This is a genomic window from Anaerobacillus sp. 63XJN7_5_ISO-PGPR-S23-430 (assembly GCF_056173695.1).
The window spans coordinates 2,541,166-2,565,188 of the sequence record NZ_CM149686.1 but is presented as its reverse complement, the minus strand read 5'-3'; the positions used below and the strand labels follow the sequence as shown (position 1 = coordinate 2,565,188).

Sequence of the window (24,023 nt, the reverse complement as noted above, 5' to 3'; positions counted from 1 at the left end):
TCTGACATCTTTTAGTGTTGTTGGAGGAATAGTTCCATGGAACCCATTTTACTTGATATACCAAATAAATTTAGCACTGACCGTTTACATATACGTTCTCCACTACCTGGGGATGGTGCTTCGGTTCATCAATCAATTGATGCCTCGTTAGAAGAGCTTAAACCCTGGATGCCTTTCGCACATATAGATCAAACGGAAGAAGATGTTGAAGCGAATATCCGCGAATCTCACGTAGCGTTTTTAAAGCGGGAGGATCTTCGACTATTACTCTTCCATAAACAGACGGGTGATTTTATCGGTTCCTCAGGGTTACATCGAATAGATTGGAACGTTCGTAAATTTGAAATCGGTTATTGGATTGATTCTAGATACGCTGGTCAAGGCTATATGTCTGAAGCGGTCCAAGGCATTGTAGATTACGCCTTTTCAGAGCTAAACGCTAGAAGGCTAGAAATTCGTTGTAATGCGACAAATTGGCGAAGTCGGCGAATTGCCGAGAAACAATCGTTTCAACTTGAGGCTATTTTACGAAACGACCATGTCTCAATTGATGGCAGTAAACTAACTGATACATGCGTCTATGCTTTAACAAAAAAATAAATTTGGTAAGAATATGCATCTTACTTATGGGAGGAATAAGGTTCTTGCATCAAGAATAAACGAGTAATGAATGATTTTGATGATGGAGGGAAACTATGTGATCGAACGAGCGACGATAGAAGAAAGAGATTTTATTTTGTCGAATTCCATTCAATCTGTTAATGAAGGAACGACAAATCCTGGTATCGTAAAAGAAGAGAAAGCACTTGAAATTGTATCATCCATTCTTGATCGAGGTGGTTACCACCTCATTTATCGCGACGAAGGGGAAATTGCTGGCTGGGTATTACTTGGAGAAAACACGGATTATTTTACAGAAAGCAAGCATGGGTTCATTTATGATGTATTTGTTTTTCCAAAGTTTCGTGGGAAAGGGTATTCTAAGCAGCTCGTTCAAGCGAGTATTGAAAACTTCAAAGAACAGGGATATGAGGAAATTCGTTTGAATGTGTATTCCTCTAACTTCGCGAAATACATTTATAAAGACATTGGATTTCGAGAACTTCAAACGATCATGGTTTATAAATAGTTGTCCAGCTTCTTTTCATTTATTAAAAGAATGTGAAAAACAACTCATAATCAATCATCATGCCCTTGGAACTTGCTACACTATTTTTGCAGGGACTTCCCCGGTTCCTGCCCCCCTTAAAATATAAAGTGTGAGCCCCATGCATTTCCCAGCATGGGGCTTTTCCTTTTCAATCACACAGAAATGAGGGAGAGTATTGGTATATCAATTTAAGTTAATAAGTCAAGAAGAAGTCGAGCGAATTATCTCGTGGGACTATGATGGGGTATACTCATTTTATAATATGGACGAGGATCTTGAAGATCTAAAAGAGTTCCGGGAAGATGCAGCCAGCAATGAAAATTATTGGAGCGTCTACCAAAGGGATCATCTTATTGGTTTTTTTAGTTTTCATGAGCATGAAGACAACCATATAGAAATTGGTCTAGGAATGTCTCCCGATAATGTTGGAAAAGGAGAAGGCTTTTCTTTTTTGGAGGCTGGCCTTCAAAAAGCAGTTGAATTGTATCGTCCAACTTCCTTTGGAATGGCAGTAGCTGAATTTAATAAACGAGCCATAAAAGTGTATCAAAGGGCTGGATTTCAAATCACTCATCTGTTTATGCAACAAACCAATGGGGGAGAATTTCAATTTGTTGAAATGAAGAAAAACCTCGTTTAAAACAATAATTGCAAAATACTAAATAGACCGATAGAATGAATCAAAATTACATTTTTTAATTTCCTTATTGAGAGAGGCGGAGGGACTGGCCCTTTGATGCCCGGCAACCTGATAGACAAGGTGCCAAATCCAGCAGAGTCTATGCTCTGAGAGATAAGGAAGAGCTCTGAAGCGAACTCTTCCTTATTAGTTAGGAAGAGTTTTTTAGACGATTCAATAAATGAGAGACGGGTTGTGAAGGATTTGAAAAAAGCTGACCGTATTCGCAAAATGAAAGTTCCAGATGCAAGTGAAATGTATGGTGATCGTCTGCCACCGGGGCAAGTACTTACAGAAAGGTTCCCTATTCTACATGAAGGTGATGTACCTGTGTATGAGATGTCGACATGGAACCTAAGTGTATTTGGAGAAATTGATAAGGAAGTGATCATTTCCTATAGCGACATACTTGCCTTACCACAGAAGAAAGTAAAGTGTGATATTCACTGTGTCACAAGGTGGTCTAGGTTTGATAATACTTTTGAAGGGGTTTTGATTAAGGATTTTATGAACGCATATGGGATAGTACCGAAAACGAACCATGTTATGCTACATGGTGACTATAACTATACAACGAATATTCACCTCACTGACTTAATGAGAGATAATGTTATTCTTGCCCACTCAGTCGATGGAGAGAAATTAACGGCAAAACACGGATGGCCTCTCAGGTTAGTTGTACCGCATCTTTACTTCTGGAAAAGTATTAAATGGATCAGAGGTATAGAATTTATCAATGAAGACAAACCTGGTTTTTGGGAACAAAACGGATTTCATAACCATGCCGATCCATTTAAAGAAGAAAGGTTTTCTGGAGAGGATTTGGGACTACCAGAAGATGAATGGGAGAAAAAAGAGTTTGATTAATTTTTCTTAAAAAAGCGGGCGTGATTAACACATATAGAATTGATTGAGGAAAAGGTAGTTTATTATCACATTCTAAATATCATCATATCTATAAAAAAATAGTTAAAACTTGAAAGTCAGCAGAACCTTAGTATGTGTGGGTTTTGCTGACTTTTTATTCTCTGGTAATTAAAAAAAGAGAAGAATTTAAAAAAAGAATGATCTAAATGGATCTTCCCTCCGTTAGCTAAGTGTAAATCAAAATTAAGGGGAGTGGATTTGAAAATGAATACGAACAAGAATATGAAAAAGAAAGTGATCGATTGGAAAAAGGGACTATTAATTGTTCCGCTTAGCTTTTCACTTTTAATACCAACTGCTGGAGCATTTGCCTCTGACCACGACCAGCAAATGGACAAGCCTACAGTAGAAACACCAGGTGCTGATCTTCGTGCTGATCTTGGCCATTTACTAAGTGAGCATGCTTATCTTGCAGTAGAAACAATGAGAAAAGGAGCTGAAGGTTCTGCAGATTTTGAAGCTTCTGCTGGTGCCTTAAGTGAAAACACGGAAGACCTTACAGCTGCGATTACATCCGTTTATGGTGAAGAAGCAGGAGCTGAATTTAATGAAATTTGGAGCAATCATATCGGTTTCTTCGTTGACTATGTGAAAGCAACAGGTAATGAAGATGAAGATGCAAAACAAAAAGCTTTAGATAGCTTAGATGGTTATAAAGAAGATTTCTCTAATTTCTTGGAAAATGCAACAGGAGAACGACTTCAAGCTGAAACATTGTCTGAAGGACTTCAAGCTCACATTAATCAGTTGATTGGTTCATTTGATAGCTATGTAGCAGGTGATTATGAGATGGCTTACGAGAAAGAACGTGAAGCGATTGCTCACATGCAAATGGTGGCTAAAGGATTCTCTGGTGCCATTACTGATCAGTTCCCAGACAAGTTCGAGAACACAAAAGCCGTAACACCAGCATCTGATCTTCGTGCAACATTAGGTCATTTATTATCTGAACATGCTGGTCTTGCAATGATGACAATGCAGAACGGAATCGACGGATCAGAAGACTTTGATGCATCTGCAGCTGCACTAAGCGAGAATACGGATGATCTAGCTGCTGCGATAACTTCTGTATATGGTGAAGAAGCAGGAAATCAATTTAAAGAAATGTGGTCTGGACATATCGGTAACTTTGTAGAATATGTTCAAGCGACAGGAGCTGAAGATGAAGCTGCTCAAGAAAAAGCACTAAAAGCGCTGGAAGACTATCGTGCAGACTTCTCAAGTTTTCTTGAAACAGCAACTGAAGGTAGATTAGAAGCGGGACCATTATCTGAAGGTTTACAAATGCATGTGAATCAATTAATATCTGCGTTTGATAGCTACACTACGGAAGACTACGATGCAGCTTATGATTCGGTTCGTGAAGCTTATGCTCATATGTATAAGCCGGCAAAGGGACTTTCTGGTGCTTTCGTAAACCAATTCCCGGACAAATTCGCTATGGAAGCTATGCCAACTGATATGCCTAAAACAGGTATGGGTGGTACAGCTGAACAGCAAATGCCAATCGAATGGATTGTTGCAGCCATTCTTGCAACTATGGCTGCAACTGGCGTAATTGTTCGTAGAAAAATGCAGAAAAGCTAAGGGAATAGATGATAGGGTAGCCTAACATACCCGCTAGAAAAGCAATAGCCAAAGTGGCTATTGCTTTTCTTCGTGAAAAGGACAATGAACTTGTCGTACTTACGCTATAGGAAATGGTTTTAATAAAGTTTGAGATGTAAGGAGCGTTACAGCATCTTGTTTATAAAAAAGGTATACTGATAATGGGAAAATAGATGATGCCTGACTATGAAACACAATCAAGTTCGTCAAATATGTCTTTCAGTTGCTAGGATAGTTTATATGAGGGGGAAATTAGATGAAGCGAAAGTTTACATTTATTTTCGCAACGCTACTTTTTATTGTTGCATGTGGGAATAGTGAAACCAATGAAACTGGTAAAACAGAGGTGTTATCAAAGGAGTGGGATGAAATCGTATCCTCTTCTAATGGAACAGAGGTAAATCTCTTTATGTGGGGAGGAGATGAAGGCATTAATCAGTACATTGATGAATGGGCAGCACCAAGATTAAAAGAGGAGTATGATATTACGCTTAATCGTCAGCCGATGAATACCGAAGAATTTATGCAAAAACTTTTAACAGAGAAAAAAGCAAATAAAAACAAAGGTACAATTGATGTCATATGGATCAATGGCGCAAACTTCAAAAATGCTAAGAATGCTGATTTATTACTAGGTTCTTTCTCAAAGAAGCTGCCTCATTTTCAAGAATACATTGGATCAAAGGATCAGAATGCTGAATATGATCAAGGGACGGAAATTGATGGATTAGAAGCTCCGTGGGGAAATGTTCAATATGTTTTTCATTACGATTCGAGCAAGATCGATACACCTCCAAGTACACTTGAGGAGTTAAAGCAGTGGATTCACGATAATCCTGGGAAGTTTACGTATCCTAACGTTTCGGATTTTACTGGTAATACGTTCGTGAAGCACCTACTCATAAAAGGTGCAGGCGAAGAGTCGGGTCTTCTGGCAAAGGAATTTAATAAAGAAATTATTAAAGATTCCGAAGAATACGTGTGGAACTATCTTGATGATATAAAGTCTGATCTTTGGCGTAATGGTGAAACTTATCCTGAATCATTGACTAAACTTGATACGCTTTATAGTCAGGGGGAAATCCTAATGACTATGGGCTTTAACGAAGCAAGAGCAGGAAGTTTAATTGAAAATGGGACGTTTCCTGAAAGCACGAAGTCATTTGTTCTAAAAGATCCTGGATCGGTTTCAAATACACACTATCTCAGTATTCCATTTAATAGTCCGAATCCAGAGGGAGCTATGACAGTTATTGATTTTCTTGAATCGCCAGAAGCTCAAATAGCTAAAATGGATCCTACAATGTGGGGGGAAGGTACGGTATTAAATTTCGATAAATTGAGTGAAGAGGATCAGAAGATTATTGGTAATCTTGACCGGGGAGAAAGCGTACTTTCCACAGAGGTTTTAAATGAATATAAGCTACCAGACTTAGATACAGGTTACACGGAGTGGATTAATAATGAATGGGCGAATCGGGTTATTGAGCAATAAGTGGAAATTACGTTTATATTTATTACCTGCGATTGCGGTTACATTGCTACTTGTAGGGCATGGAATGTGGTCAGCGGTAGCTCAAAGTTTTCAAACAATAGATGGGGAATGGACTATTGCAACATACGCGGAACTTTTTAGTAATCATGCTTTTTTTCATTCCCTTAAATTAACGTTTCGAGTTGCCGTCCTGTCCACCTTACTATCGTTAGTGATAGGATTAGTAATGACTAGAATGTTATATGAGCTATTTAAAGATTCAACGTTGAAGATACTTGTATGGATACCGATGTTAATTCCGCATTTTGTTGCAGGTTATTTAGTATTTTTGTTTTTCTCGCAAAGTGGACTGTTCTCTACTCTACTTTATCAAATGGGAGTATTAGAGAGTCGAGGGAATTTTCCAGTTCTTGTTCAAGAGAAATTTGGGTTGGGGATCATTTTAACATATGTCTGGAAGGAAGTTCCTTTTGTAATTCTCATGCTGTTGCCTGTTTATTATGAGATCGATCATCGCTATTCTGAAGTCGTTCGAACGCTAGGTGGAAGTAAGTGGGATGTTTTTAAAACCGTTGAACTACCCTGGATACTCCCGATTCTCATCGAAACAGCAGTAATCTTATTAGCATTTGTTGCTTCTGCGTTTGAAATCCCATATTTATTAGGTGTCACACGACCAGAAATGTTACCAGTTAGAGCGTACGAATGGTTTTATGATGGGGATTGGAGCAAGCGACCACTTGCATTTTCTGCTATGCTTCTTCCAGGAGTGCTCGCCCTTCTTCTTGCGACCTTTTCAATCGGAGCTGTGCAAAAACATAGGCTTAGAATGATAAAGGGGAGAAACAGATGAGGTTATTTTTGAAGCGTTTAGGGAAAAGAGAGTTAGCAACTAGTTTCGTGTTTGTTTTGTTTATTATTTTATTCATCCTACCTTTTGTAACAATAGGAATGAAAAGCGTCTCCGAAGGGTGGAGGTGGCCTGCGTTATTTCCAAACGAACTAAGTTTGGATGCGTGGCGTAGCATTATGAAAGATCCTTCATTAATCGAATCAATTGTTACAACGTTCAAGATTGCTCTTCTAGTTGTAATATTAAATATTTTGCTCGCAATACCAGCGGCCAGGGCTCTTTCTCACTATACGTTTAAAGGAAAATCCATTATTGAGGGACTATTGCTATCCCCTATTTTAATACCTGGCATTTTACTCGCAATGGGGCTTCAATTTACGATGATACAATTTGGCTTAGCAGATAAGATGATAGGCGTTGTCATTGTTCATTTGATTCCTACGCTACCTTATGCCATTCGTGTCATGAGGGCAGGCTATGAGAGAATGGGAAGTAGTCTAAATGAGCAGGCTGCTGTACTAGGAGCCGGTCCGTTGACGCGCTTTTTGACAGTAGCCCTACCTTTATTACTTCCAAGTATTCGAAGCTTAATGTTATTAACTTTTGTTATATCTTTAGGACAATATGCGCTTACAGCTATTATTGGGGGAGGTACAGTGATCACCCTCCCATTATTATATTATCCCTATTTTTCAAGTTCGAATGAAGCAGTTATTGCAGGATTTTCAATACTTTTTGCTTTGCTTCCCCTTCTATTTATTGGCCTGGTGGAAGTTATGTTGAGGCTGGTTATTCGAGCTGTTAATCGCGTTTGAAAGGAAGATTGTTTTGAACCAGCTATTGCAATGCAGAAACCTTCATAAGAAATTTTCAAATACATCCATCTTGCAGAACCTTTCGTTTCATTTAGAAGAAGGTGAGCATTTTACAGTAGTAGGACCATCAGGATGCGGTAAGAGTACACTCCTCAGGTGTATTGCTGGTTTGGAAGCACTAAATGAAGGAGACATTTACTTAAGAGAAAAATCAATTGTAAGGCTGAAACCAGAAGATCGTTCGGTCGTTTTGATGTTTCAGGATTCATTATTATTTCCTCATTTAACAGTACTAGAAAACGTAACTTATGGTTTGAAAAGAAAAAAAGTATCAAAAAACGAACGCGTTAGGCAAGCTGAACAAATGTTAAATAAAGTAAAGCTGTCTAAATGGAAAGATACCTTTCCTCATGAATTATCAGGTGGTCAAAAGCAGAGAGTATCACTTGCAAGAGCGCTTGTGCTGAAACCAGATCTTCTTTTATTAGATGAGCCGTTTAGCTCACTTGATGCTGCACTACGAGAATCACTTCGTAGTGAGGTGAAGGATTTATTAAGAGAAGAAGGGATTACTTCACTGTTTATTACTCACGACCGTGACGAAGCTATCGAAATGGGTGATAGGCTTGCTGTTATGTATGAGGGGAGATTCATCCAAATCGGTCATCCTTATGATGTTGTCACGAATCCTTCATCTATGGAGAGCGCTAAAATTATTGGAGAAGGATTAGCTCTAGAAGAAGGGTTTATTCCGCTTAGTAAATTAAAAGCCATTTCTGTGCAAGATAAACAAAGTAACCAGGATTGTACGTTTGTTTTAGGAAAGGTAAGCGCGGTTACAGTAAAAAACAACATAGAATGCTATCGTATATCCTGGGAACAGGGAAGTATTCTTGTCATGTCAGACAGTCGTTTAGTTGCGGGTCAAGAAGTTCTATTAAGTGCTAAGAGGGAAGACATGAAAGAATATTCCAAAGATCAATGGGGTCTTGCCCAATGACTGTTAAAACACTTCTAAAAGGATTATCGTTGACGGCACTTATCATTGTTATTTACTTACTTAATCAATATGTATTTGATTTTAGACCCTCTCACATTCGTGGTTGGATTTCATCATTCGGCTTTTATGCTCCGCTCATTTTCTTGCTTATTTGTATTGGTAGACCCTTTGTGCTCTTTCCCACATCGATCATTTCGATCAGTGGTGGCTTAGTATTCGGGCCTCTACTTGGTACAGTTCTAGCGGTGGTAGGTGGTTCAACAGGAGCTCTTCTTTTCTTTTCATTAGCAAGAAAATTAGGAATGAACATTCTACCGAAATCATGGAAGCGGAAGGGAGAAAACCTTGAGAAACGATTATCAGAAAAGGGTTTTCTTTATGTACTCTTGTTACGTCTCGTTCCTTTTCTTCATTTTGATTTAGTTAGCTATGTTTGTGGGGTTTCTAATGTGAATCGGAGGAAATACTATTTAGCAACGCTGCTGGGGATGTTACCAGGTGCCATTGCATTGAATTTTCTGGGGGCAAGTTTTTTATCAAATAATTTATCATCGGTCATTATTGCTGCTGCCGTATTACTACTATTACTTATCGTAAGTCTATATATTCGCAGAAAAGCATTCGGACCTTCTGTTGAAGAAGAACTGAAATAAGGACGGTGCTGTCGTGCTTGACACTCATGCAAGGAAATATGTTCAGCCTCTAATGGATCGCACCTCAGAATCGCTGCTTCGATTAGGTCTTACAGCTAATCAAGTAACGGTTATTTCATTCATTATTGGCATTTCATCGGGGATATTTATTTATTTTGATTATTACGTTTGGGCGGTTATCGTTTTATGGGCTTCTGGTTTTCTTGATGCTGTTGATGGAACAATGGCACGTAAAACAAAGCCATCTGCTTTTGGCACCGTATTGGATGTGAGTTTTGATCGCGTTGTTGAAATTAGTGTCATATTAGGGCTTGCTTTTAGGTTTCCTGAAGCGATGTGGGCCTTGTTATTATTAAGTACTTCCATCATTTTTGCCATGACGATCTTCCTTACAGTAGGTGCTGTGTCAGAGAAAAAAGGCATCAAATCATTCTATTATCAAGCGGGAGCTGCGGAGAGAACAGAAGGTTTTCTTCTCTTTACAGCAATGATTTTGTTTCACAACTTTTTAGTTATCTTGACACTAGCGTTTGTAGCAATTGAACTATTCACTGCTTTTCAAAGACTAGCAGAAGCCAAAAGGATATTAGCATAGAGGAGATGGGACGAATGATAGAATATGATCTAATTGTAATAGGCGGGGGTTCTGGTGGACTGACTGCTGCATCTGGTGCAGCCAATATGGGAGCCAATGTGGCCTTAATCGATGATCAGCCAGGTTTAGGTGGTGACTGTCTTCATTATGGGTGTGTCCCATCAAAGGCTTTTATTACAGCTGCTAAAGAAGTTCATGCTGTCTACAAGGGGGCAAAAGAATTTGGCCTTACGGTGAGCGGCGAAGTGCTCTTTAGTCGTGCTATAGATCGCGTGAAAGAAGCGATTAGTGAAATTCAAGAAATTGATAGTGATGAGCGCTTTGAGAAATTAGGGGTAGATATTTATCGAGGCAAAGGTTCATTTAAAGATAGTCATACAGTCCTCATTGATGGCGAGAACCCCATCAAAGGGAAACGAATTGTGATTTCCACAGGTTCAAGCCCGAAAGTTCCCCCAATTGATGGAGTGGAAAATGTCTCTTATATTACGAATGAATCGATTTTCAATTTAGACCATTTGCCCGAAAGTATCGTTTTTATAGGAGGCGGTCCTGTTGGACTTGAGCTTGCTCAATCTCTCTCAAGATTCGGCTCAAATGTAACTATACTAGAAACCTCTGAGACCATTTTGAAAAAAGAAGATCACGATATCATACCAATTGCTACGAAGGAATTGGAGAAAGAGCTTTCATTTATTTTTAAAGCAGAAGTAAAAGAGATTAAAAAGGAAAACGGTTTTAAAGTTGTGACGTATATTGAGAATGGCGAAGAGAAAACTATCCAATCAGAAATGATTATGTTTTCAACGGGTAGAAAGCCTAATACAGATAAATTGAATTTAGAAGCGGCCTCAGTAGATGAAGACAAGGGTTTTATTACAGTTAATGCGTCATTACAATCTAGCCAATCCCACATCTATGCAATTGGTGATGTGAATGGTGCCTTTCCTTTTACACATGGAGCTGGTATGGAAGGGAAACTTATTGTACAAAACGCAGTGTTTGGATTAAAGAGAAAAGTAAACTATGAGAACGTTCCATGGGTTACGTATATAGATCCTGAGGTCTTTCACCTTGGAATGACTGAGAAAGAAGCGAAAGAGAAACATGGCGATCAAATTCGCGTTTTCAAGGTTGGTACAGAAGATGTCGATCGTTTTATAGCTGAGCGCAAAAAAAATGGACTTTTAAAGGTCATTACAGACATGAAAGGGCATATTCTAGGTGCTCATGCTGTTGGCGAAGATGCTGGAAGCTGGATGCAAGAAATTGTTTTTGCGAAAGAACATGGTCATAAAATCGGAGACATTTCTACAGTCATTCATCCATACCCAACGAAAGGGGCTATCCTAAATCAAGCCGCTGATTTATTCTGGAGAGAAAAATTATTTGATGGTTGGCTTCCTAAGGTGTCAGAAAAATATATTAAATGGGTTCGATAAAGAATTAAAGGAGGAGAAGCTTGAAGAAACTGTTGTTAATTGGAGCGGGACATGCTCACCTTCACATAATGAAGAAGCTTCAGGAAGAAAAAGGAGAGCATGAGGTGACACTCATTTCTCCATCGGAGTATCAATATTATTCTGGAATGTTCTCAGGCTATCTTGAAGGGCTATATAACAAAGAAGATATGCGAATACATATTCCAACATTAGCAAAAGAGGCAGGCATTTATTTTACGGAGGGTGCAGCGTTATCTATAGATGCTAAAGCAAAAGTTGTGTTAACGGAAAAGGGTGATATTCTCTCATATGATGTTCTTTCCGTAGATATCGGTTCATTAACAGCCGGAATTGACGTACCTGGCGCTAGAAAGCATGCTCTCCGCATAAAACCTAACTATCGTTTCGAGGAAGTCGCGAAGGCAATGCAGGCGGCAGAAACCCCTGTCGTTGTAGGGGGTGGCGCTGCAGGTGTTGAAATGGCTTTAGCGCTCACTGCAAAAAGAAAACTTGAGGATAAAAAACCTGTGGCATTAATTTCTCATTCACCATTGTTAGAAAATACTTCTGCTAAAGCGCAGGAAAAAATCAAGCAAATTATGCAAGATAAAAGCTTGCCACTTTATTTGCAAGAAAAAGTGGCAAATGTAACGTCAAGTCAGATTATCACAACAACTGGTAATCAAATTGCTTATGATGAAGTGCTATGGTTAACTGGACCAAAAGCTCCAGGTATATTTCGAACATCTCAATTACCAGTTGATGAAGCGGGTTATTTACTTGTAGAAGATACACTACAAGTGAAGGAGTATCCGGCCATTTTTGCGGCAGGAGATTGTGCTTCTATCCGCCAGTATCCGGACCTTCCTAAAGCCGGTGTAGTAGCCGTGCGACAATCAGAGATCCTCTGGGCGAACATAAAGGGGTTTCTGAAAGAGGCGAATGGTCGGCGTTTCCAACCTAAAAATACTTACTTATCGATTCTTTCTACTGGTCAGAAACAGGGATTACTGTTATATGGGAGAATAGTTCTTCATCATCCTCTCTCATGGAAATTAAAAAATAGAATAGATAAAAAGTTTATGACCACATACAAGACGAATGTTTGAGTAACGCCCCACTTAGAGGTGTATTACAATAGGACTTTAAGAGGTCCTCTTCATAAAAAAACTCTCTTTCTTTAAGAAAGAGAGTTTTTTTATTGAAAAAGGATGTTAATGAACGTTGCTGATTTTTGGCTCATGTACGCTCTGTGATTAAAATTGCACTCGAATGAGCCAAAATCGAGCATCAAAACTATAAGTTAATGTAGTTTGTGGATAAACCATATAGGTGTAATCTTCATTAATTCATACATAAAGACCGCGACTTTATGAGTGGAGGTGAGCAAATTCTGTCGGATATTTGTGCTGAAAAAAGAGGGGTTGACGAAACGATTGCTAGCGAAAAATGACAAATTGGAGTGCCTTTTCAATTTTTTTGGCATTTCGATAAAAGGCTATTTGAACAAACTCCTCCTTTATGCTGACATCCGAAAGATATAAAAGCGAATTTTAGGGACTTTGTCATAAGTAAATTACTTGAGTAAGAATCGATGCTTCTATAGTCCTTAACCCCTAAAGACTATTAAAAAACGATATTACTCATCAAAATGATTCAGAAGCAGGACAATCGTCATTTTTTTATATTAAAAGTACTTTGAGAGAATTGGATCATTTTCTGAATATTTAGTTATTTTTGTTTGGGTTGTGACAAATCCTGGTATAGCATATTAAGTGAACCCGGCAATACAAAAGGAGGGCAGAGTGTAAACACAAAACTAATAATTAGGGAGGAAGAAATTTGAGAAAACGAAGCAAACGTAAAATCGTAGCTCTCTTTGCTTGTTTTATTCTCCTCATCACGAGCTTCATACAACCAGCGATGCAAGCGAACGCGAAAAGTGATTCTTCTGTATCCATGAATGATGAAGTGAAACGCATTGACCAGAAGGTATCGAAAGCATTCGAGAAGAACGAAAAAGTAACGTTCTTGATTAAATTTGCAGAACAAGCTGATACGACAAAGGTTGCGAAAGAAGCTGAAGAAAAGGCTAAGAAAAACAACTTAACTTCCTTTCAAGCTGAAATCACTAAGCGATCAGCTGTTGTTAATGCGTTAAGAGCTACGTCTATTGAAACACAACACTCTGTGTCCACATACTTAGAACAACAAGAGAAAAAAGGCAATGCAGAAGACATAAAATCATTTTACATCGTAAACGGTATGGCAGTAACAGCAACAAAAAAAGTGATGAACCAACTAGCATCATTTCCTGAAGTGGATAAAATACTTCCTAACGAGATCAGGCAGATTCAGCCAATTCCAGATAAAACGAAAACTAAGGCTAAAACGACTGCAGATACGAACTCAATTGAGTGGAATATTGATCGAGTAGGTGCTCCTGAAGTATGGGATATGGGAATTGATGGGGCAGGGACGGTGATCGCTAACATTGATACCGGTGTTCAGTGGGATCATCCCGCTCTTATGGAACAGTATCGAGGATATAGTTCTGAAGGAGTAGATCATGAATTTAACTGGTTTGACGCTGTAAGCGGAGAAGCCGCCCCATATGATGATCTCGCACATGGGACTCATACAATGGGAACTATGGTTGGCGCTGAACCGGATGGTTCGAATGAGATTGGCGTCGCTCCTGGGGCAAAATGGATAGCGGTAAAAGCTTTTAGCGAAGACGGTGGAACAGATATCGATCTTCTTGAAGCAGGAGAATGGATTATTGCTCCTAAGGATGCAGAAGGCAATCCACACCCTGAGAAGGCTCCTGATGTCGTGAACAATTCTTGGGGAGGCGGGCCTGGGCTTGACGAATGGTATCGCCCAATGGTTCAAAATTGGCGAAATGCAGATATATTCCCAGAATTTTCTGCGGGTAATACAACACTATTTAATCCCGGAGGTCCGGAGTCAATCGCAACACCAGCAAATTATCCTGAGTCATTTGCTACGGGAGCTACAGATATCAATGATGCTCTTGGGAGTTTCTCTCTACAGGGACCATCCCCATATGATGAAATAAAACCTGACGTTTCAGCTCCTGGAGTTAATATCCGTTCTGCGGTACCAGGGAGTAGCTATGAAGGAGGGTGGAATGGTACGTCGATGGCTGGGCCACACGTATCAGCGATCGCTGCTCTCCTTCGTCAAGCAGATCCATCGTTGACGGTTGATGATATAGAAGACATCTTTTTAAACACCGTCACACCACTTACAGACGATGAATTCCCAGATTCTCCGAATAATGGTTACGGTTATGGATTAGTGAATGCATTTGACGCTGTTTCTTCTGTTATGAGTGGGCTCGGTACATTAGAGGGTGATGTGATGAAAGAAGGAAGCGATGAAGAAGAGCCCACGTATCAACACGATGCTCCTGCAGAAGCTTATGCTCAGATGGAATTTCCTCTTACCGTCACAGCGACAGATAATGTGAGCGTAACGAGTGTAGAGCTTGAATATGATCATAACGGAGAGTGGACGTCAACTGAAGCAACAAAAATTGATGGGAACTATCTTTCTGGATCCTATCAAGCTATTATCCCAGGTGACGCCGTCAGTGAACCTTCCGTTAGTTACAGGTTTAAAATCGAAGACTATGGTGGACATGTTGTCACAACGGACGAATATCAGGTAGAAATTATCCCTGGTATCTCAACAGGATACGAAACGGACTTTGAATCAGAGCCAGCTGGATGGATGAGCTGGGGAGAAAATAATTCATGGGAGTGGGGGACGCCAACGGTTGGTCCTGAAGCTTACTCTGGAGAAAAGGTTTATGGAACCAACCTTGATGGAGCTTATGACAACAGTGCTAACATGACGCTGATGATGCCTCCTATCGATTTACCAGAAGGTGAAGCTTATCTTCAATTCAATCAATGGTATGAACTAGAAAGAAACTATGATTATGGTCATCTCTTCGTTTCAACCGATCAGGAAAATTGGGAAGCTCTTGCGGAGTATAATAATCTTTCTGATGAATGGGTGAGTGAAGAGGTTGATCTATCAGCCTATGAAAATCAGCGGATTTATTTAGCTTTCCACGTCGAGACGGATGGTAGCGTGATGAAGCAGGGCTGGTATATTGACGATGTAAGTTTATCAGCAGAGCCGATGGAAGTCGCCGCTAAGAAAAAGAGCGCGAAAGTTTCTGTTCAGCCTGAAGAAAAATCTGCTAGTGCCAAAGCGAAAGAAAAAGTTAATCCTGACAAGTTAAAACCTTCACCGCTTGTTGCAAATCCAGTTAAAGAGAAACCATCACCTACGCCTCAAGCTCTGCCGCTTCAAGCAGAAGTTTCTATTCTTGAGACAGGGCGCTCTGCAACAACGAACTTGGAAGATGGGAGCTATTCCATGACTCATGCAGCAGGGGACTACACAGCTATTGCAGAAGCATATGGCTACCAGTCAGAGACTCAGGAAGTGACGATCGTAGATGATGAAGTGACAGAAGCTGACTTCACATTAGAAGCGATACCAGAGGGAGAAATCGAAGGAACAGTCACGAATAGTGAAACAGGAGAGCCAATCCAAGATGCAACTGTTTTATTAGTAGAAGATGCTGCTATAGCACCCGTGCAAACGGATGAAGAAGGACATTATTCAGTAACAGGTTATGAAGGGGAGTATACGTTAAAAGTTCTTGCGGCCGGTTACTATAGCGAAACATTTAACGTCACTGTGGAAGCGAACGAGACCGTTGTACAGAATGCTGATCTTTCCCCATTCATCGGATATGCAGGGGAAATCGGGTATGACGATGGTACTGCTGAGAACGCAAGAGCGTTCTATGATGCTGGGAACGGTTGGGCTGTGAAAATGTCGCTAGCAGAAGGTCAAGAACGTGCGCTTGTGACTGGAGGGTTATTTAGATTCTGGAATACGGAATGGCCAAATCCAGGCGGCACAAATTTTAAAGTCGAAATTCATGATGCATCAGGTCCGGATGGAGCACCAGGTAAGAAACTCGCTGGTCCAATTGACGCGACTGCTCTTCGAAATGGCGAATGGACGATGGTTGATCTGTCTGATCAAGGAGTGATCGTAGAAGGTGATTTTTATCTCACTTATATTCAAGCTGATGCCAATCCAAATGCTCCGGGTCTTGCAACAGATGAAGACGGGGAATATGTCGACCGAAGCTTTCAATATGTTAGCGGCGCATGGTCGAAGGCTCCTGAAGAAGAAGGGAACTATATGATCCGTGCAGTCGTTGATTATGAACTAACAGCACCAATGATTACATCTCCAAAAGACGGTTCATATACAAACAAGAATAGCATTGAAGTTGACGGTGAAACGGCACCAATGACAGACGTTCATGTTATGAAAAATGGCGAAGAAGAAGCTGTCACAACTTCTAATGAAGAAGGTAATTTTACAACAGAAATCCAATTGAGCGATGGTGAAAATCAGTTAACAGCTCGTGCATCGACTGATCGTGGGATGACGGGAGAATCTGATGCTGTTATGGTCACTTTAGATCAAACGAAACCGGAATTAACGATCACATCTCCTAAAGATGACTGGAAAACAAATAAAGGATCAGTAACAGTTAAAGGTGACGTTCATGATGATAATCTTGCTTGGGTAAAGGTTAACGGAACGAAAGCGAAAGTAGAAGATGGTGCATTTTCACATCGGATGCTGCTCGAGCAAGGTGAGAACATTATAAAAGTAGTGGCGAAAGACAAAGCAGGAAATAAAACGAAAAAGTCGATCAAAGTTTATTCCCAGCAAGAAGAATTGGTCATTAATCAATTAAAACCAGATCAAAATAAAGATCTTCAAGCGGGAGAATCAGTGAAAATTGAATTCGATAGCTCTCCAGGAATAAAGGCTACTTTCTCAATTCGTATGCCGCTAGTGAATCCAACGATGATGCCTTCAAGTATGACTGAATTTCCAATGATGGAAGTATCAGAAGGGCATTATGTCGGTTACTGGACAGCTACTTCGAATGTGGTGGCTGAAGGTGCTGAGATCGAAGTGAAAGTGAAAGATTCTTTTGGCAACGAGACACGAAAAACAGCGGAAGGATTACTAAATATCAATACGAAAGAATAGTTTAAACCATCGAAAAAGCAGGCAGTCGAAATAGACAGCCTGCTTTTTTGATTTGTCCGGTATTTTATCAAATTTCATCTTAAGCAATGTATAAGCATATGATCGGCGGTGGTTTTTCTTATCATTTCTGATAAAATAAAATTCAAATTAATTGTCAAATGTGGATTTGCAACTTCAAATGTGCAAAGATATTGTAAAGACGTTTATAATGGAGAAGAAGCAAATTGCTGAAAAGGAAATGATGATATGGCTTTACGATATGCTCTTCTTGGATTACTCACAAAGAAACCATCAACCGGATATGAGCTAACACAACAATTTAGAGAAACGATGATCCATTTTTGGTCTGCGCATCATACACAAATTTATCGTGAACTTGGAAAGATGGAGAAAGAGAAGCTAGTAAGCTTTGAAATTGTTCCGCAGTTAGATCTTCCAGATAAAAAGATCTATTCTATTGAAGATAAAGGGTACCGTCTTCTCATTGAATGGCTTGCTCATCATACTGTAGACCCACCAAAAATGAAAAACGAACAATTGATGCGTGTTTCTTTATTTCATCTTATTCCAAAAGAAGAAGCGATCCAATTCCTAAAAGAGAGTAAAGAGCATCACCAAATGGTGCTTGATCATATGAACAGCTGGAAAGAAGAAAATGCAGTTGATCATAGAATAGAGAAAGATCGTCTGGGGGAATACCTTACGCTTGAATACGGTAGGCGTCAGATGAAAACCTGGATTGAGTGGTGTGACTGGGCTATTGAGTTTATAGACGTTATTATAGAAGATAGTGGAGAGGAGAGATAACATGAGAGTGACTTTCACAGATCAAGCGATCGAGAAATTAGAACATGATTCTGAGGGTTATATGAAGTTACATTATGACATCGAAGATTGCGGGTGTGTAGTGAACGGTGTTACGCAATTAGTAAATGATTCCGCTCAGGGTGATTTTAATATGACGCTTGAGTCAAATTTCAGACCTGTATTGATTCAGAAACAATATAAAGTGTTTTTTGATAAAGAAATGAAAATTGATTTTCTTCCGAAACACCAGTGTTTTATGCTTAAAAGTGATAGTGAAATCATTAACCCGAGAATGCGATATATAAACAAAGGATAACGATTAGGGGGATTTACTAGAGTGACGTTTTTGATGTATTTTGTTATTTTTTTCGTAGTATTTATGGTCGTAAAGGGAGTTTTGAATTTATTTAAAGGTCAAAAGATGGATCGAATTACGGTTATCGGTGGACTAGTTCTAGCTCTAATCTATAGTATTATTTTAACTATAGTAAAAGGATAAAATAAGCACACGTCTGTGTGCTTATTTTATTTAGTTTACCATAATATTTATATGTCTACTTTATGGAAGCTTCCTTTTCTTTATTATATAACGTTCGATAAGGTGTTAGGATGGATCTTGATAGGTGAGGCTCAATCTCATCAATAGCTCTCATTAGTTTTTCTAGATCAATACCTGTTTTGATACCCATTCTCTCCAACATATAGACAACACTTTCTGTTGCAACGTTGCCTGTCGCTCCTTTGGCGAAAGGGCAGCCGCCAAGTCCGCCAGCTGACGTATCAAATCTTGAAATTCCAGCTTGGAGACATGCATAGATGTTAGCAAGTGCCATACCCCTTGTATCGTGGAAATGAGCTGTTAACAATGTTGACGGTAATTCTTTTACAAGTTGGCTAAAAAGGTTGTGTGATTCATCAGGAGTGGCCATTCCAGTAGTATCTGCTACGCTCAATTCATCTACGCCTGCATCAACAAATTGACGGCAAACGTCAACCGCATCATTTACTTTTATTTTTCCTTCATATGGACAATAGAAAGCAGTAGAGATGCATGCACGAACGAAATAACCTTCTGCTTTTAATTCTTTGACTAAAGGAATTAGCTCATTGAGTAGATCCTTTGTCTCTTTATTGCTATTCTTTTGATTAAAGGAGTTACTAACACCAGCAAAAAGTGCTATCGATTTCACGTTCGTTTCTTTAATCCTCTCGACCCCTTTACGGTTAGGGGCTAAGACGAAGTTTCTTGTACCGTCAAGGCAAGTACTTACTATTTCACTGGCATCTTTCATTTGGGGAACCCATTTAGGTGATACGAATGAGGTAATCTCCATTTCTTTCATTCCGGCTGTTTTTAAGGCTTTGATGAAACGGATTTTATCATTTGTTTTGATCTGATTTAGTTCATTTTGAAGTCCATCTCTTGGACCAACTTCAATGATTGTTGCATGTTGTGGTAGCAAAACATTCATCACCTTTCTTTGTAAGCGCTATCTTTAATTAAAACAAAGGATCGGAAGTCTTGCAAGATAATCGTTTGAATAATGGAAATTCTCGCTTGGAGGAAGGAGTTTTTTGAATTAAGTAAGAATTATGTAGAAGAGAGTCATAGATACATAAGGAGGAAATCGAAATGAGTCGAGATGTTGTAATTGTAAGCGCTGTCAGAACGCCGGTAGGTTCATTTAATGGTTCACTAAAATCTATATCAGCTACAGAACTTGGGGCCGCTGTCATTAAGGGAGCGATCGAAAAAGCTGACTTATCAATAGATCAGGTGGAAGAAGTCATTATGGGAAACGTTCTACAAGCGGGTCTCGGACAAAATCCTGCACGTCAGGCTGCGATTAAAGCGGGAATCCCAGTTTCAACTCCTGCGATGACAATCAATAAAGTATGTGGTTCAGGATTGAAAACCGTTCATCTAGGAGCTCAATCTATTATGCTTGGCGATCAAGATATTGTTGTCGCTGGTGGGATGGAGAACATGAGTCAGGCACCTTATTTATTAAACGGAGCACGAGAAGGCTTACGAATGGGTGACCAAAAGATGGTGGATAGCATGATTCAAGATGGATTATGGTGCGCATTTAACGATTATCATATGGGTGTTACTGCTGAGAACCTGTGCGATCATTATCAGCTAACAAGAGAAGAAATGGATGAATTTGCTGCATGGAGTCAACAAAAAGCACAGGCTGCAATTGAAGAGGGGCGTTTTAAAGAAGAGATTCTCCCGGTTTCTATTCCGCAGCGAAAAGGTGACCCTCTTTTATTTGATACCGATGAATACGTTAAACCAGGAACAACGGCTGATAAACTTGCAAAGTTACGCCCAGCTTTTAAGAAAAACGGTGGGGTTACAGCAGGAAACGCTTCTGGTATTAACGATGGCGCAGCCGCTGTTGTTTTAATGAGTAAAGAAAAGGCTGATGAACTTGGAATAGAATACCTTGCTGTTATTCGCTCGAATGCAAGTGGAGGTGTAGATCCAAGCGTAATGGGGTTAGGTCCTGTTCCTGCTACGAAGAAAGCACTTGAACGTGCTGGACTTTCAATGAATCAAATGAATCTAGTGGAAGCAAATGAGGCTTTTGCTGCTCAATCTCTTGCCGTTGGAAGAGACCTTGATTTTAATGAAGAAATCTTGAACGTGAACGGTGGGGCGATCGCTCTTGGTCATCCGATTGGCGCAAGTGGTACTCGAATCTTAGTAACCCTACTACATGAAATGAAACGTAGAAATGAGCGGTTTGGTCTGGCTACGCTTTGCATTGGTGGAGGACAGGGCGTAGCAACAATCGTTGAACGAACTTAAAAAAGATATGGAGGTTTAAATAAATGAAGCCAGTACTTGATACGTTTGAAGAAGCCGTACAAGACATTCAAGATGGAGCAACGATTCTAGTTGGTGGGTTTGGCCTTGTAGGTATACCAGAAAATTTAATTCTTGCATTAAAAGAGAAAGGAACAAAGGACTTAACAGTCATATCGAACAACTGTGGAGTTGATGACTGGGGCCTGGGATTGCTCCTTAAAAACAGACAAATAAAAAAAATGGTAGGTTCCTATGTTGGAGAAAATAAAGAATTTGAAAGACAGGTGTTATCGGGTGAATTAGAAGTTGAGCTCATTCCTCAAGGAACGCTAGCAGAGAGAATAAGGGCAGGCGGTGCTGGCATTCCAGCGTTCTATACTCCAGCTGGCGTGGGAACACCGATAGCAGAAGGAAAAGAAGTCAGAGTATTCAATGGTAAAGAGTACTTGCTTGAAGAAGCCATTCAGGCAGATTTCTCATTTGTTCGTGCGTGGAAAGGGGACATAATGGGGAACTTGGTCTATAACAAAACGGCACGCAATTTTAATCCTATGATTGCTGCAGCAGGTAAAGTGACCATAGCTGAGGTAGAGGAATTAGTAGGTGTAGGAGAGTTATCCCCTGATCAAATTCATACTCCAAGTATTTATATTCAAAAGGTTATTGTGGGTGAGCAGGAAAAGAAGATTGAGCGATTAACAACGCGATAGGAGGATCATAATGGTGAAAGTAGATAAAGCAGCAGTTCGTGAAAAGATTGCAAGACGTGCTGAAATAGAAATTCTGGATGGTTTTTATGTGAATCTAGGAATTGGAATGCCTACGATGGTAGCTAACTATATACCAGAAGGCAAAAAAATAGTGCTTCAATCGGAAAATGGCCTTCTTGGAATCGGACCTTATCCAACTGAAGGTGAAGTTGATCCTGATCTTATTAACGCCGGGAAAGAAACAGTTACAGCGATGCAAGGAGCATCCTATTTTGATAGTGCAGAGTCTTTTGCGATGATTCGTGGAGGACATATTGATGTTGCGATACTAGGCGGAATGGAAGTCTCAAAAGATGGTGATCTCGCTAATTGGATGATACCTGGAAAGATGATTAAAGGTATGGGTGGGGCCATGGATCTTGTGCATGGGGCGAAAAGGATTGTTGTCATTATGGATCATGTGAACAAAAACGGAGACCCGAAAATTTTGAATTCTTGTACCCTCCCCCTAACAGGTCAAGGCGTTGTTAATCGAATCATTACGGATCGGGCTGTTTTTGACATAACGGATGAAGGGCTTGTGTTAAAAGAAGTTGCCATTGGCTATAGCATTGAGCAAATTCAAGCTTCAACAGAACCGGATATTATTATTAGCGATCCAATATTAGATGCCTTTTAATTTATGAAAAGAGAAGGAAAGAGCGCAGTCATTTGACTGCGCTCTTTATTTAATTACCGATGCTTATCGTACACATTCACTTTTGAAACGTCACGTATTTTCTGAACTTCATCAGGTGTTAAGTCTGGAGCATTTTGTGCTGTAATATTTGCGAGAAGTTGTTCACTGCGACTAGCTCCAGGAATTACTGTAGCTACAGCGGGATGAGCAAGAGCATATTTTAGTGACGTTTGAGTTAAATTGCGCTTATCCCCTTTTATTTCAGAAATTTGCTTAACAGTTTCAAGAACGTCGAATTTAGAATGGTCGAGAAATCCGTCTTCTTTTACTTTTTCCTCATATCGATCAGTTAACATGCCTTTAGCAAGCGGTCCCCTAGCAATGACACTGATGTTGTTTTCATGCAAATAATCTAGAATTTCTTCTTCGGGTCTACGATCAAGAATGCTGTATTGCATCATAACTGATGCGATAGAAGATTTTTTTACAAACTCTCGGATGACATTTGGCCGTATACTTGAAATACCATATTCGATAATTAATCCTTCTTGTTTTAATTCTTCAAAAGCTTCAATGGTTTCATCGAATGGGTCCTCGATTGTACCACCGTGTAGCTGAAAGAGATCAATGTGATCTGTTTTCAATCGTTTTAAGCTAGCTTTTAGTGCTGATTTAATATGTTTTTTTGATGGATCCCAGTACCAGCCTTCTTTTCCTTCTTCCCAGTGGTTCCCTGCTTTCGTAGCAAGTACGACTGAATCCCGTCGATCACGTAGGGCTTCTCCTACTATTTCTTCATTTAGACCGAAGTCATACAAATCAGCTGTATCGATAAATGTAACGCCGTTATCAATTGCCTCATGAATAAGCGAAATACCTTTCTCTCGATCAGTGCCAAGTGACATAGTACCTAATCCAATTTCGCTAACGTTCAGTTTTGAGCTTCCGAGTTGATTGGTTTTCATTGCATTCCATACCTCCCATTTTTAACCTGTATTAAGTGTATCGTGATAGGAGGATTCATGCCAATCATATGCTGATTCCGATGTCTTGTTACCTGATAACACACCTGCTATAGTAAACATAATGGGAGGCGGTAGAATGGCAACAGAAGCGCTTTTAATTATTGATATGAGCAATGATTTTGTTCATGATGAGGGAGGACTTACTTCAGGCAAGAAGGGACAGGAGATTGTTCCTAGCATTATTTCACTTGCCACAACGTTTATTGAGGAAGGCAAGGAAGTTGTGATTTGTATGGATGAGCATGAAGAAGAGGATGATCACTTTAATATCTGGCCCGTACATAATGTAAGAGGAACGTGGGGACAGAAGTTATATGGTGAATTACAGCAGTGGTATGAATCCAATAAGGAGCTTTCGAATGTCACGTTTGTTCCTAAGCCAGAATATGATGCATTTTATGGAACGAATCTGGAAGAAATACTCAAATCACGTCGCGTAGAAACTGTTCATCTAGCAGGAGTATGTACAGATATTTGCGATTTTCTAACTGCTTATGGTGCTTACGCAAGAGGATTTAGAACAGTTGCCCATTCATCGTGTATGGCAACGTTTACCGAGCATCATAACGTATTCCTTGAGCAAATGAAAAATATTTTCAAAACGGAGATTCGTTAAACAAGAAACGCTGCCATTAATG

At 39.7% G+C, this 24,023-nt stretch carries 23 protein-coding genes and 1 riboswitch; of the genes, 21 read left to right on the top strand and 2 right to left on the bottom strand.

Features of this window, described 5'->3' with window-relative positions; translation table 11 throughout:
* Positions 1-36 precede the first annotated feature (36 nt).
* From AC0VYJ_RS13550 to AC0VYJ_RS13470, 17 genes are all read left to right on the top strand, one after another.
* Positions 37-600, top strand: coding sequence for a GNAT family N-acetyltransferase (locus AC0VYJ_RS13550; protein WP_475365418.1), 564 nt, complete (start codon positions 37-39; stop codon positions 598-600).
* A 97-nt stretch (positions 601-697) separates the two neighbouring features.
* Positions 698-1,129: a GNAT family N-acetyltransferase gene (locus tag AC0VYJ_RS13545; protein WP_194222332.1), complete on the top strand. Its 432-nt coding sequence runs from the start codon at positions 698-700 to the stop codon at positions 1,127-1,129.
* Between the two features lie 196 nt (positions 1,130-1,325).
* Positions 1,326-1,790 (top strand): GNAT family N-acetyltransferase, encoded by a 465-nt coding sequence (locus tag AC0VYJ_RS13540; protein ID WP_475365417.1) that lies wholly within the window; start codon positions 1,326-1,328, stop codon positions 1,788-1,790.
* A 61-nt stretch (positions 1,791-1,851) separates the two neighbouring features.
* Positions 1,852-1,950: riboswitch (SAM riboswitch) on the top strand.
* Positions 1,951-2,033: 83 nt separating this feature from the next.
* Positions 2,034-2,696 (top strand): sulfite oxidase-like oxidoreductase, encoded by a 663-nt coding sequence (locus AC0VYJ_RS13535; RefSeq protein WP_475367494.1) that lies wholly within the window; start codon positions 2,034-2,036, stop codon positions 2,694-2,696.
* 297 nt (positions 2,697-2,993) lie between these two features.
* A complete protein-coding gene (locus AC0VYJ_RS13530) occupies positions 2,994-4,343 on the top strand; it encodes a copper amine oxidase (RefSeq protein ID WP_194222330.1) in 1,350 nt (449 codons plus the stop codon).
* 277 nt (positions 4,344-4,620) lie between these two features.
* A complete protein-coding gene (locus AC0VYJ_RS13525) occupies positions 4,621-5,859 on the top strand; it encodes an ABC transporter substrate-binding protein (protein WP_475365416.1) in 1,239 nt (412 codons plus the stop codon).
* A complete protein-coding gene (locus AC0VYJ_RS13520) occupies positions 5,828-6,712 on the top strand; it encodes an ABC transporter permease (protein ID WP_475365415.1) in 885 nt (294 codons plus the stop codon). Before AC0VYJ_RS13525 ends, AC0VYJ_RS13520 begins: the two co-directional genes overlap by 32 nt.
* The gene (locus tag AC0VYJ_RS13515) at positions 6,709-7,527 is read left to right on the top strand and encodes an ABC transporter permease (RefSeq protein WP_303530844.1); all 819 of its coding nucleotides are present in this window, start codon (positions 6,709-6,711) and stop codon (positions 7,525-7,527) included. Before AC0VYJ_RS13520 ends, AC0VYJ_RS13515 begins: the two co-directional genes overlap by 4 nt.
* Positions 7,528-7,540: 13 nt before the next feature.
* The gene (locus AC0VYJ_RS13510) at positions 7,541-8,527 is read left to right on the top strand and encodes an ABC transporter ATP-binding protein (RefSeq protein WP_475365414.1); all 987 of its coding nucleotides are present in this window, start codon (positions 7,541-7,543) and stop codon (positions 8,525-8,527) included.
* Entirely contained in the window at positions 8,524-9,180 is a 657-nt protein-coding gene (locus AC0VYJ_RS13505) for a TVP38/TMEM64 family protein (RefSeq protein WP_194222017.1), read from the top strand. The genes AC0VYJ_RS13510 and AC0VYJ_RS13505 overlap by 4 nt, the downstream gene beginning before the upstream one ends.
* Positions 9,181-9,193: 13 nt before the next feature.
* Positions 9,194-9,775 (top strand): CDP-alcohol phosphatidyltransferase family protein, encoded by a 582-nt coding sequence (locus AC0VYJ_RS13500; RefSeq protein WP_194222016.1) that lies wholly within the window; start codon positions 9,194-9,196, stop codon positions 9,773-9,775.
* A gap of 14 nt (positions 9,776-9,789) precedes the next feature.
* Complete coding sequence (locus AC0VYJ_RS13495) at positions 9,790-11,217, top strand: dihydrolipoyl dehydrogenase family protein (RefSeq protein WP_475365413.1); 1,428 nt, start codon at positions 9,790-9,792, stop codon at positions 11,215-11,217.
* A 20-nt stretch (positions 11,218-11,237) separates the two neighbouring features.
* Positions 11,238-12,326, top strand: a complete 1,089-nt coding sequence (locus tag AC0VYJ_RS13490; RefSeq protein ID WP_475365412.1) for an FAD-dependent oxidoreductase — start codon at positions 11,238-11,240, stop codon at positions 12,324-12,326.
* 733 nt (positions 12,327-13,059) lie between these two features.
* Positions 13,060-17,346, top strand: coding sequence for a S8 family serine peptidase (locus AC0VYJ_RS13485; RefSeq protein ID WP_475365411.1), 4,287 nt, complete (start codon positions 13,060-13,062; stop codon positions 17,344-17,346).
* A 246-nt stretch (positions 17,347-17,592) separates the two neighbouring features.
* A complete protein-coding gene (locus AC0VYJ_RS13480) occupies positions 17,593-18,153 on the top strand; it encodes a PadR family transcriptional regulator (RefSeq protein WP_194222013.1) in 561 nt (186 codons plus the stop codon).
* A 1-nt stretch (position 18,154) separates the two neighbouring features.
* Positions 18,155-18,469, top strand: coding sequence for an iron-sulfur cluster biosynthesis family protein (locus AC0VYJ_RS13475; protein WP_160918920.1), 315 nt, complete (start codon positions 18,155-18,157; stop codon positions 18,467-18,469).
* Between the two features lie 21 nt (positions 18,470-18,490).
* Positions 18,491-18,652, top strand: coding sequence for a hypothetical protein (locus AC0VYJ_RS13470; protein WP_159782922.1), 162 nt, complete (start codon positions 18,491-18,493; stop codon positions 18,650-18,652).
* A gap of 55 nt (positions 18,653-18,707) precedes the next feature.
* Here AC0VYJ_RS13470 and AC0VYJ_RS13465 read toward each other — a convergent pair whose 3' ends face one another.
* A complete protein-coding gene (locus tag AC0VYJ_RS13465) occupies positions 18,708-19,625 on the bottom strand; it encodes a hydroxymethylglutaryl-CoA lyase (RefSeq protein ID WP_475365410.1) in 918 nt (305 codons plus the stop codon).
* A 161-nt stretch (positions 19,626-19,786) separates the two neighbouring features.
* Here AC0VYJ_RS13465 and AC0VYJ_RS13460 point away from each other — a divergent pair, with 161 nt between their 5' ends.
* Genes AC0VYJ_RS13460 through AC0VYJ_RS13450 form a run of 3 tightly spaced genes read left to right on the top strand, consistent with a single transcriptional unit; the run spans position 19,787 to position 22,360 of the window.
* The gene (locus AC0VYJ_RS13460; RefSeq protein WP_475365409.1) at positions 19,787-20,971 is read left to right on the top strand and encodes an acetyl-CoA C-acetyltransferase; all 1,185 of its coding nucleotides are present in this window, start codon (positions 19,787-19,789) and stop codon (positions 20,969-20,971) included.
* Positions 20,972-20,994: 23 nt separating this feature from the next.
* Positions 20,995-21,681 carry a CoA transferase subunit A gene (locus AC0VYJ_RS13455; RefSeq protein WP_194222010.1) on the top strand — a complete coding sequence of 229 codons (687 nt, stop codon included), beginning with the start codon at positions 20,995-20,997 and terminating at the stop codon, positions 21,679-21,681.
* 10 nt (positions 21,682-21,691) lie between these two features.
* Positions 21,692-22,360 (top strand): CoA transferase subunit B, encoded by a 669-nt coding sequence (locus tag AC0VYJ_RS13450; RefSeq protein ID WP_475365408.1) that lies wholly within the window; start codon positions 21,692-21,694, stop codon positions 22,358-22,360.
* A 53-nt stretch (positions 22,361-22,413) separates the two neighbouring features.
* Here the strand turns inward: AC0VYJ_RS13450 and AC0VYJ_RS13445 are convergent, their stop codons facing one another.
* Positions 22,414-23,325, bottom strand: a complete 912-nt coding sequence (locus AC0VYJ_RS13445; protein WP_475365407.1) for an aldo/keto reductase — start codon at positions 23,323-23,325, stop codon at positions 22,414-22,416.
* Positions 23,326-23,461: 136 nt separating this feature from the next.
* On the opposite strand from AC0VYJ_RS13445, the gene AC0VYJ_RS13440 reads away from it, so the two are divergent.
* A complete protein-coding gene (locus AC0VYJ_RS13440; protein ID WP_475365406.1) occupies positions 23,462-24,001 on the top strand; it encodes a cysteine hydrolase family protein in 540 nt (179 codons plus the stop codon).
* Positions 24,002-24,023: the final 22 nt, after the last annotated feature.

Excerpts from the sequence above, each read along its gene's own strand:
- AC0VYJ_RS13550 (WP_475365418.1), top strand. The coding sequence starts at position 37 with ATGGAACCCATTTTACTTGATATACCAAATAAATTTAGCACTGACCGT.
- AC0VYJ_RS13525 (WP_475365416.1), top strand. The coding sequence starts at position 4,621 with ATGAAGCGAAAGTTTACATTTATTTTCGCAACGCTACTTTTTATTGTT.
- AC0VYJ_RS13520 (WP_475365415.1), top strand. The coding sequence starts at position 5,828 with ATGAATGGGCGAATCGGGTTATTGAGCAATAAGTGGAAATTACGTTTA.
- AC0VYJ_RS13515 (WP_303530844.1), top strand. The coding sequence starts at position 6,709 with ATGAGGTTATTTTTGAAGCGTTTAGGGAAAAGAGAGTTAGCAACTAGT.
- AC0VYJ_RS13505 (WP_194222017.1), top strand. The coding sequence starts at position 8,524 with ATGACTGTTAAAACACTTCTAAAAGGATTATCGTTGACGGCACTTATC.
- AC0VYJ_RS13495 (WP_475365413.1), top strand. The coding sequence starts at position 9,790 with ATGATAGAATATGATCTAATTGTAATAGGCGGGGGTTCTGGTGGACTG.
- AC0VYJ_RS13480 (WP_194222013.1), top strand. The coding sequence starts at position 17,593 with ATGGCTTTACGATATGCTCTTCTTGGATTACTCACAAAGAAACCATCA.
- AC0VYJ_RS13475 (WP_160918920.1), top strand. The coding sequence starts at position 18,155 with ATGAGAGTGACTTTCACAGATCAAGCGATCGAGAAATTAGAACATGAT.
- AC0VYJ_RS13465 (WP_475365410.1), bottom strand. The coding sequence starts at position 19,625 with ATGAATGTTTTGCTACCACAACATGCAACAATCATTGAAGTTGGTCCA.
- AC0VYJ_RS13460 (WP_475365409.1), top strand. The coding sequence starts at position 19,787 with ATGAGTCGAGATGTTGTAATTGTAAGCGCTGTCAGAACGCCGGTAGGT.
- AC0VYJ_RS13455 (WP_194222010.1), top strand. The coding sequence starts at position 20,995 with ATGAAGCCAGTACTTGATACGTTTGAAGAAGCCGTACAAGACATTCAA.
- AC0VYJ_RS13450 (WP_475365408.1), top strand. The coding sequence starts at position 21,692 with ATGGTGAAAGTAGATAAAGCAGCAGTTCGTGAAAAGATTGCAAGACGT.
- AC0VYJ_RS13445 (WP_475365407.1), bottom strand. The coding sequence starts at position 23,325 with ATGAAAACCAATCAACTCGGAAGCTCAAAACTGAACGTTAGCGAAATT.
- AC0VYJ_RS13440 (WP_475365406.1), top strand. The coding sequence starts at position 23,462 with ATGGCAACAGAAGCGCTTTTAATTATTGATATGAGCAATGATTTTGTT.